12 protein-coding genes are annotated in these 12,891 nt (G+C 54.6%); 4 read left to right on the top strand and 8 right to left on the bottom strand.

Going from position 1 to position 12,891, the window contains the following annotated elements; genetic code table 11:
- The first annotated feature begins 17 nt into the window (after positions 1–17).
- Both ACMHXI_RS03990 and ACMHXI_RS03985 read left to right on the top strand, forming a co-directional pair.
- On the top strand, positions 18–1,049 hold the full coding sequence (locus ACMHXI_RS03990) for a M20/M25/M40 family metallo-hydrolase (protein WP_243887489.1): 1,032 nt from the start codon (positions 18–20) through the stop codon (positions 1,047–1,049).
- A gap of 169 nt (positions 1,050–1,218) precedes the next feature.
- The gene (locus ACMHXI_RS03985) at positions 1,219–3,024 is read left to right on the top strand and encodes a DEAD/DEAH box helicase (RefSeq protein ID WP_037475015.1); all 1,806 of its coding nucleotides are present in this window, start codon (positions 1,219–1,221) and stop codon (positions 3,022–3,024) included.
- A 35-nt stretch (positions 3,025–3,059) separates the two neighbouring features.
- Here the strand turns inward: ACMHXI_RS03985 and ACMHXI_RS03980 are convergent, their stop codons facing one another.
- Complete coding sequence (locus ACMHXI_RS03980; RefSeq protein WP_062793687.1) at positions 3,060–3,266, bottom strand: cysteine-rich CWC family protein; 207 nt, start codon at positions 3,264–3,266, stop codon at positions 3,060–3,062.
- Complete coding sequence (locus tag ACMHXI_RS03975) at positions 3,263–3,643, bottom strand: GFA family protein (protein ID WP_037436873.1); 381 nt, start codon at positions 3,641–3,643, stop codon at positions 3,263–3,265. The genes ACMHXI_RS03980 and ACMHXI_RS03975 overlap by 4 nt, the downstream gene beginning before the upstream one ends.
- A 622-nt stretch (positions 3,644–4,265) precedes the next feature.
- Here ACMHXI_RS03975 and ACMHXI_RS03970 point away from each other — a divergent pair.
- Positions 4,266–4,661 (top strand): hypothetical protein, encoded by a 396-nt coding sequence (locus tag ACMHXI_RS03970; RefSeq protein ID WP_025010187.1) that lies wholly within the window; start codon positions 4,266–4,268, stop codon positions 4,659–4,661.
- Positions 4,662–4,890: 229 nt separating this feature from the next.
- Here ACMHXI_RS03970 and ACMHXI_RS03965 read toward each other — a convergent pair whose 3' ends face one another.
- The 5 genes from ACMHXI_RS03965 to slyA all read right to left on the bottom strand — a co-directional run bounded on the left by ACMHXI_RS03965 (position 4,891) and on the right by slyA (position 9,369).
- Complete coding sequence (locus ACMHXI_RS03965; protein WP_413734068.1) at positions 4,891–5,943, bottom strand: c-type cytochrome; 1,053 nt, start codon at positions 5,941–5,943, stop codon at positions 4,891–4,893.
- Positions 5,944–5,952: 9 nt separating this feature from the next.
- A complete protein-coding gene (locus tag ACMHXI_RS03960; protein WP_232785981.1) occupies positions 5,953–6,507 on the bottom strand; it encodes a c-type cytochrome in 555 nt (184 codons plus the stop codon).
- A 288-nt stretch (positions 6,508–6,795) separates the two neighbouring features.
- A complete protein-coding gene (locus ACMHXI_RS03955; RefSeq protein WP_025010188.1) occupies positions 6,796–7,824 on the bottom strand; it encodes a DUF2955 domain-containing protein in 1,029 nt (342 codons plus the stop codon).
- A gap of 8 nt (positions 7,825–7,832) precedes the next feature.
- Positions 7,833–8,891 carry an HlyD family secretion protein gene (locus tag ACMHXI_RS03950; RefSeq protein ID WP_028780629.1) on the bottom strand — a complete coding sequence of 353 codons (1,059 nt, stop codon included), beginning with the start codon at positions 8,889–8,891 and terminating at the stop codon, positions 7,833–7,835.
- Between the two features lie 10 nt (positions 8,892–8,901).
- A complete protein-coding gene (slyA, locus tag ACMHXI_RS03945; RefSeq protein WP_025010189.1) occupies positions 8,902–9,369 on the bottom strand; it encodes a transcriptional regulator SlyA in 468 nt (155 codons plus the stop codon).
- Positions 9,370–9,722: 353 nt separating this feature from the next.
- On the opposite strand from slyA, the gene ACMHXI_RS03940 reads away from it, so the two are divergent.
- Positions 9,723–11,570, top strand: coding sequence for a methyl-accepting chemotaxis protein (locus ACMHXI_RS03940; protein ID WP_413734115.1), 1,848 nt, complete (start codon positions 9,723–9,725; stop codon positions 11,568–11,570).
- Positions 11,571–11,633: 63 nt separating this feature from the next.
- On the opposite strand, the gene metF is transcribed toward ACMHXI_RS03940, so the two are convergent.
- Positions 11,634–12,524, bottom strand: a complete 891-nt coding sequence (metF, locus tag ACMHXI_RS03935) for a methylenetetrahydrofolate reductase (protein WP_025887953.1) — start codon at positions 12,522–12,524, stop codon at positions 11,634–11,636.
- Positions 12,525–12,891 lie beyond the last annotated feature (367 nt).

Raw genomic sequence — 12,891 nt, 5'->3', positions numbered from 1 at the left:
CCCTTGCCGGAGGCTGGATGCCGATGACACTCTCTATCCACCCGCCGCTGTGGGCACTCTCTATTCGCTCTCCGCTGTGGGCACTCCTATTGATATTGCCGGCGCTTGCTGCCGGCTGCAGCAGCTCGCCCGAACGCTGCGGCGGTGAGATTCTGCTGAGCTGGGCCGAGACGAAGCAGTTGCAACAGGATGTCGAAGTGCTGGCCTCGCCCAGGCTGCAAGGTCGGCGCACCGGCACCCAAGGGGCGTCGTTCAGCCGTGAGTACCTCACGGAACGCTTTGAACAAATCGGCCTGCAGCCACCCACTTCGGTATTTCCGCCCCTTGCCGAGACTCTGAGCGGCTTTCAACACTCATTCAACTATGTCGATGGCTTTGCCGACGCTCGGGGCATCAACCTGCTGGGCTGGCTGCCGGCTGCCCAGCCGACCACTGAGTGGCGCCTGCTGATTGCCCACTATGATCATCTGGGCGATCGCGGCCCGGGCTTTTATCCGGGAGCCGACGACAACGCCTCTGGCGTGGCGGCCTTGTTGGCCATAGCCCGAAGAGTCAAACAAGCGCCCAGTCGCTACAACCTGCTGTTTATTGCCAGTGACGCCGAAGAGCCGGGACTCTATGGCAGCAAGGCCTTGGTGAGCGCATTGCAACAGAGCGGTTTTGCCGAGCACATCTCGCTGGCGGTCAATCTGGATATGATAGGCAGGCCCGGGCTTCCTTATGCCATCTACCTCGAAGGCAGCCGCTATTTCCACCACTATGATGACTTCAGCGCCGCACTGATGGCGGGCACAGGGCTGTGCATTCGTCCCAGTCATCCGCGCCCTATTGGTCGCAGCGTGCAGCGTACCGATTGGCTCAGGGCCTCGGATCATTATCCCTTCCACCAGGCTGGGATCCCCTGGCTCTATTTCGGCGTTCCCGCCCACGCCCAGTACCATACCCGTGACGACACGGCAGACAGACTGGATTATCCTTTCATCGGCGCCGTGGCCGAGGCGGCGGAACAGTTGCTGCGACTGCCAACTAAGCAGTTACAAAACCGATAGTTGGCCTACTATTTGCTTTAAATTTGCCATAAAAATTCCTTTAGCCGTGGAAAGAAGCAGATTTCGCTGTTATAATCTGGCGTTTTCGGTGCGGGAAATCGACACGGGGTTGATTTTCTGTCTGTGAAACTTTCTGCGTCATCCAGACGCGTCCACAAGGCTACAACCCATGTCATCCAGTGAAAAAACTTTCCGAGAACTCGGCCTCTCCGAGGCGTTGCTGCGTGCTCTAGATGAGCTCGGCTACGAGAACCCGACCCCAATTCAAGCTGCGAGTATCGCCCCCCTGATGGCGGGCCAGGATATTCTCGGCCAGGCACAGACAGGTACGGGTAAAACCGGCGCCTTCGCTCTGCCTCTGCTTAATGCAACAGATCATAACCTCAACGCACCGCAAATTCTGGTGCTGGCACCAACCCGCGAACTGGCGGTACAGGTAGCTGAAGCTTTCTCAAGCTATGCCAAATTCATGAAAGGTTTCCACGTACTGCCTATCTATGGCGGTCAAAGCATGCACCAACAGCTGCAGGCGCTGCGTCGCGGCCCTCAGGTAGTTGTTGGTACTCCAGGCCGGGTCATGGACCATATGCGCCGTGGCACCCTCAAGCTCGACAGCCTCAAGGCTCTGGTGCTGGATGAAGCCGATGAAATGCTGAAAATGGGCTTTATCGACGATATCGAGTGGATCTTGGATCATACTCCGGCCGAGCGTCAGCTGGCACTGTTCTCTGCCACCATGCCTGAGCAGATCAAGCGGGTTGCCAACAAGCACCTGAACAACCCTGCCACCATCAGCATTGCCGCCAGCCACACCACAGTTGACTCCATCGAGCAGCGTTTTGTACAGGTGTCTCAGCACAACAAACTGGAAGCCCTGGTACGTGTGCTCGAAGTGGAAAACACCGAAGGTATCATCATCTTTGTGCGTACCCGTAACTCCTGTGTGGAACTGGCCGAAAAGCTGGAAGCCCGCGGTTACGCCTCATCACCACTGCACGGTGATATGAACCAACAGGCCCGTGAGCGCGCCGTGGATCAACTCAAGTCCGGTAAGCTGGACATTTTGATTGCCACCGACGTTGCCGCCCGTGGCTTGGACGTTGAGCGTATCGGTCACGTAGTCAACTATGACATCCCTTACGATACCGAAGCCTATGTACACCGTATCGGTCGTACCGGCCGCGCCGGTCGTACCGGGATGGCGATTCTGTTTGTGACCCACAGAGAGATGCGCATGCTGCGCACCATTGAGCGTGCCACCAACAGCCGTATTTCCCCGATGAAGGTCCCAAGCCCTGAGACTGTGGCCGAGCGCCGTCTGTCACGCCTGGGCGAACAGGTTGCTGCCATCATAGCCAACGAAGAGCTGGACTTTATGAAAGGCGCCGTGGCTCAGCTGTGTCAGCAGTTGGAAGTGGACACAGATATTCTGGCTGCTGCACTGCTGCACCAGGTACAGCAAGAGCGTCCGCTGCAGTTGCCTCCGATCCAGGAACGTCAGCGTGACAGCCGTGATGAGCGCAGCGGCTCACGCGACGATCGTGGTTCACGGGAAGAGCGTGGTTCGCGCCGTCGTGACTCTCGTCCGGTTCCCGGCGATCTAGGCAAGGCCGATTCCCTGAAGGACAACCCGGATCTGCAGATGTGCCGTTACGTGCTGGATGTGGGTCGTGAACACGGTGTAGGTGTAGGCAATATCGTTGGTGCCATCGCCAATGAAGCCAGCATAGACAGCCGTTACATAGGCCAGATCCAGTTGTTCGATACCCTGACCACTGTCGATCTGCCCGCCGGCATGCCTAAAGACGTACTGGCACACCTGAAGAAAGTACGGGTATGTGGCAAACCTATCAATATCCGTGAAGCCGGCAGCCAGAGCTTCGAAGGTGAACAGCGCCCGGCTCGTCGCCCTCGCAAGCACTCTGGAGAGCGCCGTCCGGATCGTAAGCCCCGTCGTCGTGACGACCGCGGCTGATCCAGCGGATTAAATCAACTCGGTAAAAATGCCGCTCACTCATAGTGAGCGGCATTTTTCTTTATATTGATTAAGCAGTGTCGGCAGATACAACTGTGCTTGGGAATATCCCGCAGGGTCAGTTCCAGGTAACTAAAATCAGCCTTCATGCACCAGCAAAGCGCAGGATCTGTCCCGGCCGCCATGGCGCATTGGTTGGCTTGTTGACATACAGGGCAACGAGCAGCAGACTTTTCGGTCATGAAGCCTCCCTGTCAGCGGGATGATTGATGCCATCCATCACGGGAGCATCCTTGAAGGTAAAAGGATCCAAGTCGTCGATGCACCCCAGATTAACGCCATACTCCTCTGGATTCGAGCGCCTTTGATGGTGAGTATAGATACCGCAGCGACTACAGAAATAATGTTTGGCGGTATGAGTATTGAACTGATAACAGCTGAGCAGCTCTGCACCGCTAACCAGCTTGAGATTGGCCAAGGACACAGAGGCTACCGGCGCGCCGCGGCGGCGACACATGGAGCAATCACAACGGCGAACATTGTTCACTCCTTCGGGAAAAGTGAGCGCCAACTGAACCCCGCCACAATGGCAACGGGCAATATAGTGAGTCTGAGTCATGACAATCCCTGTAATCCTGCTGAAAATTCGAGCAAAACGGCATACGGCTGAATTCATCTTGCCCCAGGGAAAAACCCTTGCCAATAGACAGAAGCTGAACTGCCAAGCTAAAGAAAGTAATCTTCCCAACAAAGAGTAAGCATTTCCCCCGATATTGCTGCAGCCAATAGCCAAGACTCCCTATCATAATGGAGCAAACTGCGGCCCACATCTACTGCGCCCCAGCTCAAGTCAATGCCGAATTTCCCCCCCCAGGAGTCAGTGATAAGGCGCGGCGACCACTGCCTCAGTATGACGCTAAGCATAGCGGCCAAGCTGCTTACCGCCCCTATAACAGCGAGGATTTGTCATCGCCGCTAGAGAGTTGCCAACGAGTGTTTCTATTCGCGAACAAATAGCCTGTCACCGGACAGAAACAACCAACCTCATTGATTAGCTGAGTTTTTAATTTATTTTTAAGGAAGCATTTTCGGTTATAACCCTATGGATCCCATGCCACAAAATAGGTAGACTGGCCCCGGTTTACCTCCTTGGAAACAAACCAAGGGATATGATTTGGGGGCGTAAATCGGTTGCTTGAATAGCCAGTACGCGCTCTCCTCAACTTATAGAGAAGGAAATAATGGGTTTACAAGAAAAACAATGGAAGCGCTCTATCGAAGAGCAGTATGTGGTTGAGTTCAAGCAGGACATAAAAAGCATTCTGGATGCCGACCTGGACGTAACCTTTGACTGGGACAGCTTCGACAGCGCCAAAGAGATCATGTACGTGCCCACCTATGCACTGGATCGTGTCAAATCCGCGTTCAGAGAACTCGCCAACGACCAGGACGCCAAGGAAGAGATTGTTGCGCAGATCAAAACCCTGCATATAAAGAACATCAACGACAATGCCGAAGAAGCCAAGAACATGCGTATCGGCGATGGCGTTTTCGCTCTCGAAGTCGGTTTCGGCGGCAACCATGCCTGTGTCTTCAACGACACAGCTATCCGCCAGTACCTGGAAAACAACCTCTGATCATCTAAGCAGAGCATGATGCCTGGGTTCATCTCCGTTTGAGCCCATCAGTATCCAAGGCCGGTCATTCCCCTGAGACCGGCCTTTCTATTTATTTCTATGCCCTCCCGGCTATTTAATGCCTGTCCCCTCGGTGGTCTATAGCCAGCAGAGCTGCAATCCCTACTCCTTGCAGCCAGGTATAAAAAAGCGCGCCTATGGGCGCGCTGAATAGATTAAGGCTCTGAGCTTACTGCTTCTTGGGGAAGACTGGATAAGCCTCTTTGCCCAGCAAGATACCCTTTACTTCTTTACCATAGTAACCGGCATGCTTGTGATACTTGCCTTGGGTTTCCTCGAGCTTTCCTTTGAAGCGGGGATCCTGAGGACGCTCATGGGAGTTGATATAGGCAGCCACATCCCAGGCTTGCTGAGTGGTTAGCTGCATACTCTTGCCCAGTGGCATATTCTCGTGAATAAAGAAAGCAGCCGTGTTAACCCTGTGCATTCCGGCGCCCCAGTTAAAGCTCTGAGGCCCCCAAAGAGGTGGCAAGGCATATACACCGGCTATCGCCTGACCTTGGCCATCGGCACCATGACATGCCTGACAATGGGCCTGATAAACCTGCTCACCACGGGCAGGGTCATAGGCCTGCTCAGGTTTGGGGATTGAAGGGTAACCCCGGCCCGGCAGATTGGCGCGTTGCTCTACCGTCAATTGCTGCTTAATGGCTTCAGGAATAGGGAAGTCTTCCCGTTTGCCGCCCTTGATAAGCTCGGCATCGGCCAGTTCAGGCACTTCGCCGTTGACGCCGTATTGATCCATCAAGCCACCGACCCCAAGCCAATAGGCATAGGCAGACAAGGCCACCAACTCAGGGCTGCCGCTCTTTGGCGCCTTGCCGTTCATTGAATAGGTAAAACAGCCCTGGATACGCTCTTCGAAGCTGTTGACCTTATCATTCTTCTTCCGATAAGCAGGATAAGCGAAATAGGCACCCCAGATAGGAGAAGCATTAGGCTTACGGCCGGCATCCATGTGGCAGTTGACACAGTTCAGCTCATTGCCGACGTATTTATCCCGCAGTTGCTGAGTATTGACGAACAGCTGATAGCCCTTGCGCACCTTGTCACCAAAGGCACCGGCCGGAATGGCATCCAGCGGTCTGGGGATCAGATACTCCTGTCCCTCCACCTTGGGAGAAGAAGGCAATTGCGCCTGGCGATCGGGAAGGTTCTCGGCCTGGGCCTGAGCTGTCATTGCGGCCACAGCACCCATGATAAACAGAGTAGATTTTTTCATGCTGCGTCCTTACTTGAGATTGGCAAAATAACTGGCGATAGCGTCGATTTCGGCGCTATCGAGCTGTTTGGCAACATGCTCCATCATGCCATCGACATCACCTTTACGGGTGCCATCCTGCCAGGCGTGCAGTTGAGTCTTGATGTAGCTGGCCTGCTGACCGGCAAGCCTTGGAAAAGTGCCGCCACCCAGGCCTGACGGGCCATGACATGTTACACAGGCGGGTAGGTTCCGGGTCCAGTCGCCCTGATACACCAGTTTTTCAGTCGGATCGGCAAATACCACTTGCTCACCTCTGAGCTTGGGTTTGACCTCGGCGACGCTCTGGGCAGAGAAGTAATCCGCCACCTGGCCGATAACCTCATCACCCTGCAGAGTCATTGCCATGGGCATCATAGTGGCGTTTTGGCGGGTCCCCGCCTGGAACAGCTTGATCTGTTGTTGAATATATTGGCTGGAAAGTCCGGCGAGCCTTGGGCCCAGCGGCTCTACGCCCTGTCCCTGAGGGCCGTGGCAACTGCCACAAAGCGCGGCCTGTGGTGGCATAGCCGGTTGTGCTGCCATAGCGGTTCCTATGGACTGAGCCAGCAGCAGCAGGCCACCTGCGGCGAGCGTGATTGATTTCATCTGTTATCCCCCATTATGAGTAAGGGCTATAGCATAGATCCAAATCACATATATGAGAAGTTTGCGATAAATATCAAAAAACCAGGGTAACCGGGCACAATCCAGATGCCATAAGGTTTGCAGCTCATATGAATCCCAGGCTTTGAAATATTTGCTTACGATTTGAGTTTTATAAAAAACCCTTTTCTAACAATGTATTGGATAACGATTCTCGTTTAGAGGTAATTACTCTCCAAAGCGGGTCGCCTCAAAACTGTTGAGAAAATGATGTAACAGGTAACAGGCCAGTAAAGTACCGACTATGGCCACCAGAATGCTGCTCACCCGATACAGGGCACTGAAGATCAGATCATTCCCCGGAGTCAGGTATTGGCCGAACAGTATTCCCAAGGTGGTCATGGCACCAAAGCCCACCGCCGAGCCACTGGCCTCTTTGACATGGGCCTGGGCAAACAACAGGGTACCGAACCAGAGCATGGGTACGACCAACAAAAGCACACCGGACCAATCATACAGAAACAGCTGCACCGCCATCCCGTATACCACCCCGAGTACAGTGCCCATTGCCCGTTTGCGGGCGTAGTCGAGAGCCCCATTCCAATGCATGGGGAACAGCAACAGCAAGGTAGTTGCCTGAGCCGACATGGAGTCGCGCAGATCAAAAGCCTGGAATATCAGAAACGACAGGGTTGCAACACTGGCCCCCATCAGCGCTTCATGGCGCATTCTGTGGGGCTGCTTGGGCCCGGGCACATAAGCGCTGCGAGGTTCAACATCCGGGATCAGCACTGTCATCAAATAAGCTATCAGCACAGACAGTACACTGGCCCAAAAGTTACCGAAGATGAGATCGTTAAGATCGGTATCCGGATAGCTGGCAAAATGCAGCATGATGCTGAGGCTGATCACCCCGTTGGCACCAAACAGAAACAGAGCGCCACGGGACATACAGGCAAAGCGATACAGAAACAGTACGAAGACAATCAAGGTCATCAGTGCCGGATGGCTGCCAAGCAAACCGCCTATGATGCCAACCTCAATCCCACAGATGGCCGCAGCAGCCAGCAACTGACGCGCCGCATGGCCATTCATCACAGGTACCAGTCCCAGCAACAACATGGGGGTGACAGTGTAAAACACCCCGTAATTCCAATTCATCAGCTTACAGATCAGAAAGCCCAGGCTGGCGCCGGTGGCTATGCGCAGGCACTGGCGCAGCTCATTCTGAGTCAAGGGGTGGTGACGCAGGATCATCGGCCACCTCAATAGATGTAGTGCAGCAGGCTGATAGCCTTGATCTGCAGCTTGGCCATGAAACGGTAGAAACTGTTGTCCGGCAGCAGTTGTACGGTAGCACGGGAGCCGGCGGCCAACATGGGGTGTTCTTCACCCAGGAGTTCAAAGTGCAAACGCAGACGCTGGGCATCCCGCACCCAACGATCCGACTCGGTCGGTGTCGCCAACATGCCATTGGCGTCGAATTGTCCGGCGCTGACACCGGCATCGCGGCTGCTGACCCTGGCGGGGTAGAGTCTGCCTGGCTCGGCATCGAACGCCACCCAGGCTTCAGTGCCCGGTTCGACTCCCCTGAGGGTTTTCTCGCGAAAATCGGCAATGATATCCAGCTGTTCCGACACCAGAGCCAATACAGGTTGGCCCTTGTTGGCCATGCTGCCACTGGCCAGTTGCAGATTGGTTACTATGCCTTCGTTTTCTGCCAGCACCTTGGTGTAACTCAGATCCAATTCCGCCTGAGCCAAACGGCTGCGGGCCTGGCGCAACTTGAGATTCTCTGTCCCGGCTGTTCCCCGGGAAACCTTGAGTTTGGCCAACTGCGCCTTGGAGGCTGCCAACTTGGCTAGCGCCGAACTGGCATCAGTATCTGCCTGATCCTTGAGTTGGCGTGACACACCATTGCTGGCATAGAGGGCATCCAGGCGCCTGGCCTCGCGTTGTTTCTGTTGCAACATGGCCTCATTGGCGCTGACATCGGCTCTGGCAGCCTCTATGGCGGCATCCAGCTCGGCGTTATCCTGCATCGCTTGCTCCAGCGCCAATTTGGCTTGCTCAAGCGCAAGCTCAAAGGGGGCCGGATCTATGGCGAAGAGCAACTGACCGGCCTCTACATGTTGATTGTTGGCCACGGCCACAGATTGCACCGGGCCGCTCACTTGAGGAGCTATCTTGACCACAGTGCGGGTCGCCATCGCCTGCGGCGTCAGCGGCATCTCCAGATCCGCCAACATGAAATAGGCAAAGACCAGCACAAAGCCTGCCATGGAAATTTTAACGAGTCTGGCAAATTGTTGATCTGGCGTCATAAAGTCTCTCTCACTTATCTTGTTCTTGCTGCAGCTGATGTTGGGCGTTATCGCAAATCCTGGTGATCACGGCTTCAAAATGGGCCAGCTCATCCGGATCTATACCCACCAGCAGCTTGGCCCTCACCTGGATGATTCTGGCTTCCATGGAGCGAATAACTTCCTCTCCTTGGGCCGTCATGGAAACGATGCGAGCCCTTTTGTCGTGCTCGCAGCTGTGGCGGGTGATCAACCCCTGCTGCTCCAACTGCCCCAGAGTACGCATCAAAGAAGGCAGCTCTATCTCCAGAGACTCGGCCAGCTGCTTCTGACTGATGTGGTCGCCCATGCGTCTCAGCTTCCACAGCGCGGTCCAGCGAGGATGGGTCAGCCCCAGAGGCGCCAACTCGTTATCGGCGACCATGCGCCACAACCTGTGTAAACGCCCCAAGCGCTCTCCCAGAGAAGTCTCGGTCAGCTGTTCTATATATCTGTGCATCTTGATTAACTGATTAATTAGCAGGCTAAGTATTTTATTTATTTAGCCTGCTAAGTAAATAGCCGATCGAAAATAAACCCGATCTGCCTCGCACATCTGTTCAGTAAGTAAACGGATCGGGACAAAAATTTGTCATACGTCGCAATCAGTTAACACAAGGGCCACTATAATTTTCCAACCTTGTTTGACCCGGTGAAGGTACAATGAGCCCAGCGCAAGGTCGGTGGCTATTACAAGGCTATTGAGATCCTGCGCCCTCGTTTTAATCACTCCCATGCCTGGAGGCTAACTTGTTCTCACATTTGAAAATCGGCACTCGAATCGTGCTGGGGATCTGCGCCGTGCTTATCGCCATGATGAGCTTTATCATGCCCTTGGTACTGTCGGAATTTTCCGGCCAAATTGACAATGCCGAGCAGCGTGAACTGCATAAGCTGTATCAAACTGCGATTGCTGAAATTGACTCTTCAGGCAGATTGGCCGAGGCGCTGGCCACAGTGGTGGCCAACACCCCGGAAATGCAGCAGGAATTCGCCTTCGGCGACAGGGACTCACTCAACAACCGCAGCCAACAACTGTTCACCCCATTGAAACGGGATTTTGCCGTGCAGCAGTTTCAGTTCCATCTGCCACCGGCCACCTCTTTCCTCAGGGTACATAAACCGGAAAAGTTCGGTGACGATCTCTCAGGGTTTCGCCAAACCGTAGTGCAGACCAACAACAGCAAGCAGCCGATAATGGGGCTCGAGAAGGGTGTGGCCGGCCTCGGGATCCGTGGCCTGGCGCCAATGACTTATCAGGGAAAACACACAGGTTCGGTTGAGTTTGGCATGTCATTTGGCCAGCCTTTCTTCGATGCCTTCAAACAGAATTACCAGGCCGAAATTGCCCTGCTGACACCTGACAGCAGCGGTTACCGCCGTTTTGGCGGAACCTTTGAAACCGCGGCTTTCAAAGACACGGCGCTGCTGCAGAAAGTACAACAGGGAAAAGCTGACAAGTCTCTGATAAGTCTGAATAACAATAGTCATGTCCTCTACCTGCATCAGGTGACTGACTTTTCCGATAATCCCATTGGCGTACTGGCGATCGCCATGGATCGCAGCCACTCGGAAGCCAGCCTCTGGTATATCAAACTCAAGTTGGTGGCCATTGGTGCCATAGCGCTGTTGGCGGGCGCCGTTATCGCCTTCTTTATCGCCCGCAGCATCACCCGCCCTATAGCGCAAACTACCAGCGCCATGGAAGATATCGCTCAAGGGGAAGGCGACCTGACCAAGCGTATCGAAGTGAGCAGCAAGGATGAAATTGCCGATCTGGCGCGGGCATTCAATCTGTTTGTAGCCAAAATCCAGCAAACTATTCAGCAGGTGACTCAAGCCACAGACTCACTGGCAACCTCAGCCGAAGAGATGTCCGGCATCACCAGCGCCAGCCGCCACAGCGCCGAGCAGCAGCAAAGGGAAACCGAACAAGTGGCTACCGCCATGAACGAGATGGCTGCCACGGTTCAGGAGGTCGCCCAAAATGCCACTGTTGCCGCCGACTCGGCAGAGCAAGCCGATGCCGCCACAGATTCGGGTAAACAGGTGGTCAACAGTGTGGTTGAGCTGATGGCCGGGCTGGAGTCAGAGATCCGCGGCGCTGCGGCTGCTATCGACAAGCTCGAGCAGGACAGTCAGGCGATAGACTCTGTGTTGGAAGTGATCCGCAATATTGCCGATCAGACCAATCTGCTGGCACTCAATGCCGCCATTGAAGCAGCCAGGGCCGGCGAGCAGGGGCGGGGCTTTGCCGTGGTAGCCGATGAAGTACGCACCCTGGCGAGCCGCACTCAGGCATCGACAACCGAAATTCAGCAGATGATTGAAACCCTGCAACAAGGGGCGCAATCAGCCGTCGGTGTGATGCAAAGCAGTAATCAAACCATGGATAAGTGTGTTGCCGAAGTGCAAAACGCCGATGCGGCTCTCAATGAGATCCGCGCCGCGGTTTCCGCCATCACCCAGATGAATATCCAGATAGCCAGCGCCGCCAATGAGCAGTGCGCCGTCTCGGCAGAGATCAATCGCAATCTCAACAATATCAATGATGGCGTGGCTCAGGGCAGTGAAAGCGCCGCCCAGATAGCCGTCGCCGGTGAAGAGCTGGCGCAGCTGTCGGTACGCCTCAAGCAGTTGGTCAGCCAATTCAAGGTTTAACTCACTAAAGACAAGCCCACCGATTGGTGGGCTTCCTTTTATCAAAGGTTCACTTAGAGGCTATTACTTGCCTGGACGCACTCCCAGTGTATGGCAGATGGCATAGGTGAGCTCGGCGCGGTTCAGGGTATAGAAGTGGAAATCTTTCACCCCTTCACGGGAAAGCACCTTGACCATGTCGATGGCCACGTTGGCGCCCACCAACGCCCGGGTGCCGGGATCGTTATCCAAACCTTCAAACTGGCGGTGCAGCCATCCCGGCAAAGACACATTGGTCATGGCGGCGAAACGCTTGAGCTGGTTGAAGTTGCCCACAGGCAATATCCCGGGAACAATTTCCACATCAATGCCGGCGGCCACACAACGGTCGCGGAACCTGAGATAAGACTCCACATCGAAGAAAAACTGGGTGATGGCACGGCTGGCACCGGCCTCAATCTTGCGCTTCAGGTTGATAAGGTCAGCCTGGGCATTGGCCGCATCCGGGTGCACCTCAGGATAGGCAGCCACCGAAATATCAAAGTCGGCGACCGAGCGCAGCAAACGCACCAAATCTGAGGCAAAACGTGTCGGCTTGGGGCTGCCTTCCGGCAGATCGCCCCGCAGCGCCACTATGTTACGAATACCGCTGTTCCAGTAATGACGCGCCAACTCCAGTAACTCTTCATCACTGGCATCCACCAGCGTCAGGTGCGGCGCCGCCACCAGCTCGGTTTCCTGCTGGATCCTCTCGATCACGCTGTGAGTGCGATCCCGCACTCCTGAGTTGGCACCATAGGTGACAGAAACAAACTTGGGATTCAGTGGCTCCAGGCGCTGAATTGAGTTCCACAACAAGGTTTCCATCTCAGGCGTTGAGGGCGGAAAGAACTCGAAAGAAACATTGATGTCGCCGTTGAGCTCGGACAAGCTCTGGTTCAGCGAGTGCGCATGTTGTGCGTGATGAAAAGCCATTGAAAATTCCCTCAACTGTCTATCTGGACGTTTGGACGTCTATATGTCCACATACTAGAGAAACTGTCATTGAAGTCAAGCCCAAAGATGGCTTCAAAGGTGTATTTATCTTAATCAGTATGAAAGCCACTAATGAGTGTTTCTGCAAAGCCTCGGCTTTACACCTGGGGAGAGCTTTCGCACAAGTTATCCTGTGCCTGGAAAATAGGCGTATGTCTGCAAATCGCTCAAATATTTCAAGCTGCTCAGGACTAACAGAGTTGCACCTATTCCCCCCTCGGTGTCGCCGAAAGCCGTTGGCGCAAATAACGTGGCTGAGGCATGGATGCCGAAGCAGCGACAGTCGAATCAGGGATGAGCGTCTGAA

It is taken from the genome of Shewanella sp. BJSY2023SW005, assembly GCF_047314585.1.
Classification (GTDB): domain Bacteria; phylum Pseudomonadota; class Gammaproteobacteria; order Enterobacterales; family Shewanellaceae; genus Shewanella; species Shewanella algae.
Note: the sequence above shows the minus strand (reverse complement) of the source record. Positions and strands in the feature narration are given on the sequence as shown.

Coding starts and splice junctions, on each gene's coding strand:
- ACMHXI_RS03985 (WP_037475015.1), top strand. CDS start 1,219: ATGTCATCCAGTGAAAAAACTTTCCGAGAACTCGGCCTCTCCGAGGCG.
- ACMHXI_RS03965 (WP_413734068.1), bottom strand. CDS start 5,943: ATGAAAAAATCTACTCTGTTTATCATGGGTGCTGTGGCCGCAATGACA.
- ACMHXI_RS03960 (WP_232785981.1), bottom strand. CDS start 6,507: ATGGCAGCACAACCGGCTATGCCACCACAGGCCGCGCTTTGTGGCAGT.
- ACMHXI_RS03990 (WP_243887489.1), top strand. CDS start 18: ATGCCGATGACACTCTCTATCCACCCGCCGCTGTGGGCACTCTCTATT.
- ACMHXI_RS03970 (WP_025010187.1), top strand. CDS start 4,266: ATGGGTTTACAAGAAAAACAATGGAAGCGCTCTATCGAAGAGCAGTAT.
- ACMHXI_RS03975 (WP_037436873.1), bottom strand. CDS start 3,643: ATGACTCAGACTCACTATATTGCCCGTTGCCATTGTGGCGGGGTTCAG.
- metF (WP_025887953.1), bottom strand. CDS start 12,524: ATGGCTTTTCATCACGCACAACATGCGCACTCGCTGAACCAGAGCTTG.
- ACMHXI_RS03950 (WP_028780629.1), bottom strand. CDS start 8,891: ATGACGCCAGATCAACAATTTGCCAGACTCGTTAAAATTTCCATGGCA.
- slyA (WP_025010189.1), bottom strand. CDS start 9,369: ATGCACAGATATATAGAACAGCTGACCGAGACTTCTCTGGGAGAGCGC.
- ACMHXI_RS03940 (WP_413734115.1), top strand. CDS start 9,723: ATGATGAGCTTTATCATGCCCTTGGTACTGTCGGAATTTTCCGGCCAA.
- ACMHXI_RS03955 (WP_025010188.1), bottom strand. CDS start 7,824: ATGATCCTGCGTCACCACCCCTTGACTCAGAATGAGCTGCGCCAGTGC.
- ACMHXI_RS03980 (WP_062793687.1), bottom strand. CDS start 3,266: ATGACCGAAAAGTCTGCTGCTCGTTGCCCTGTATGTCAACAAGCCAAC.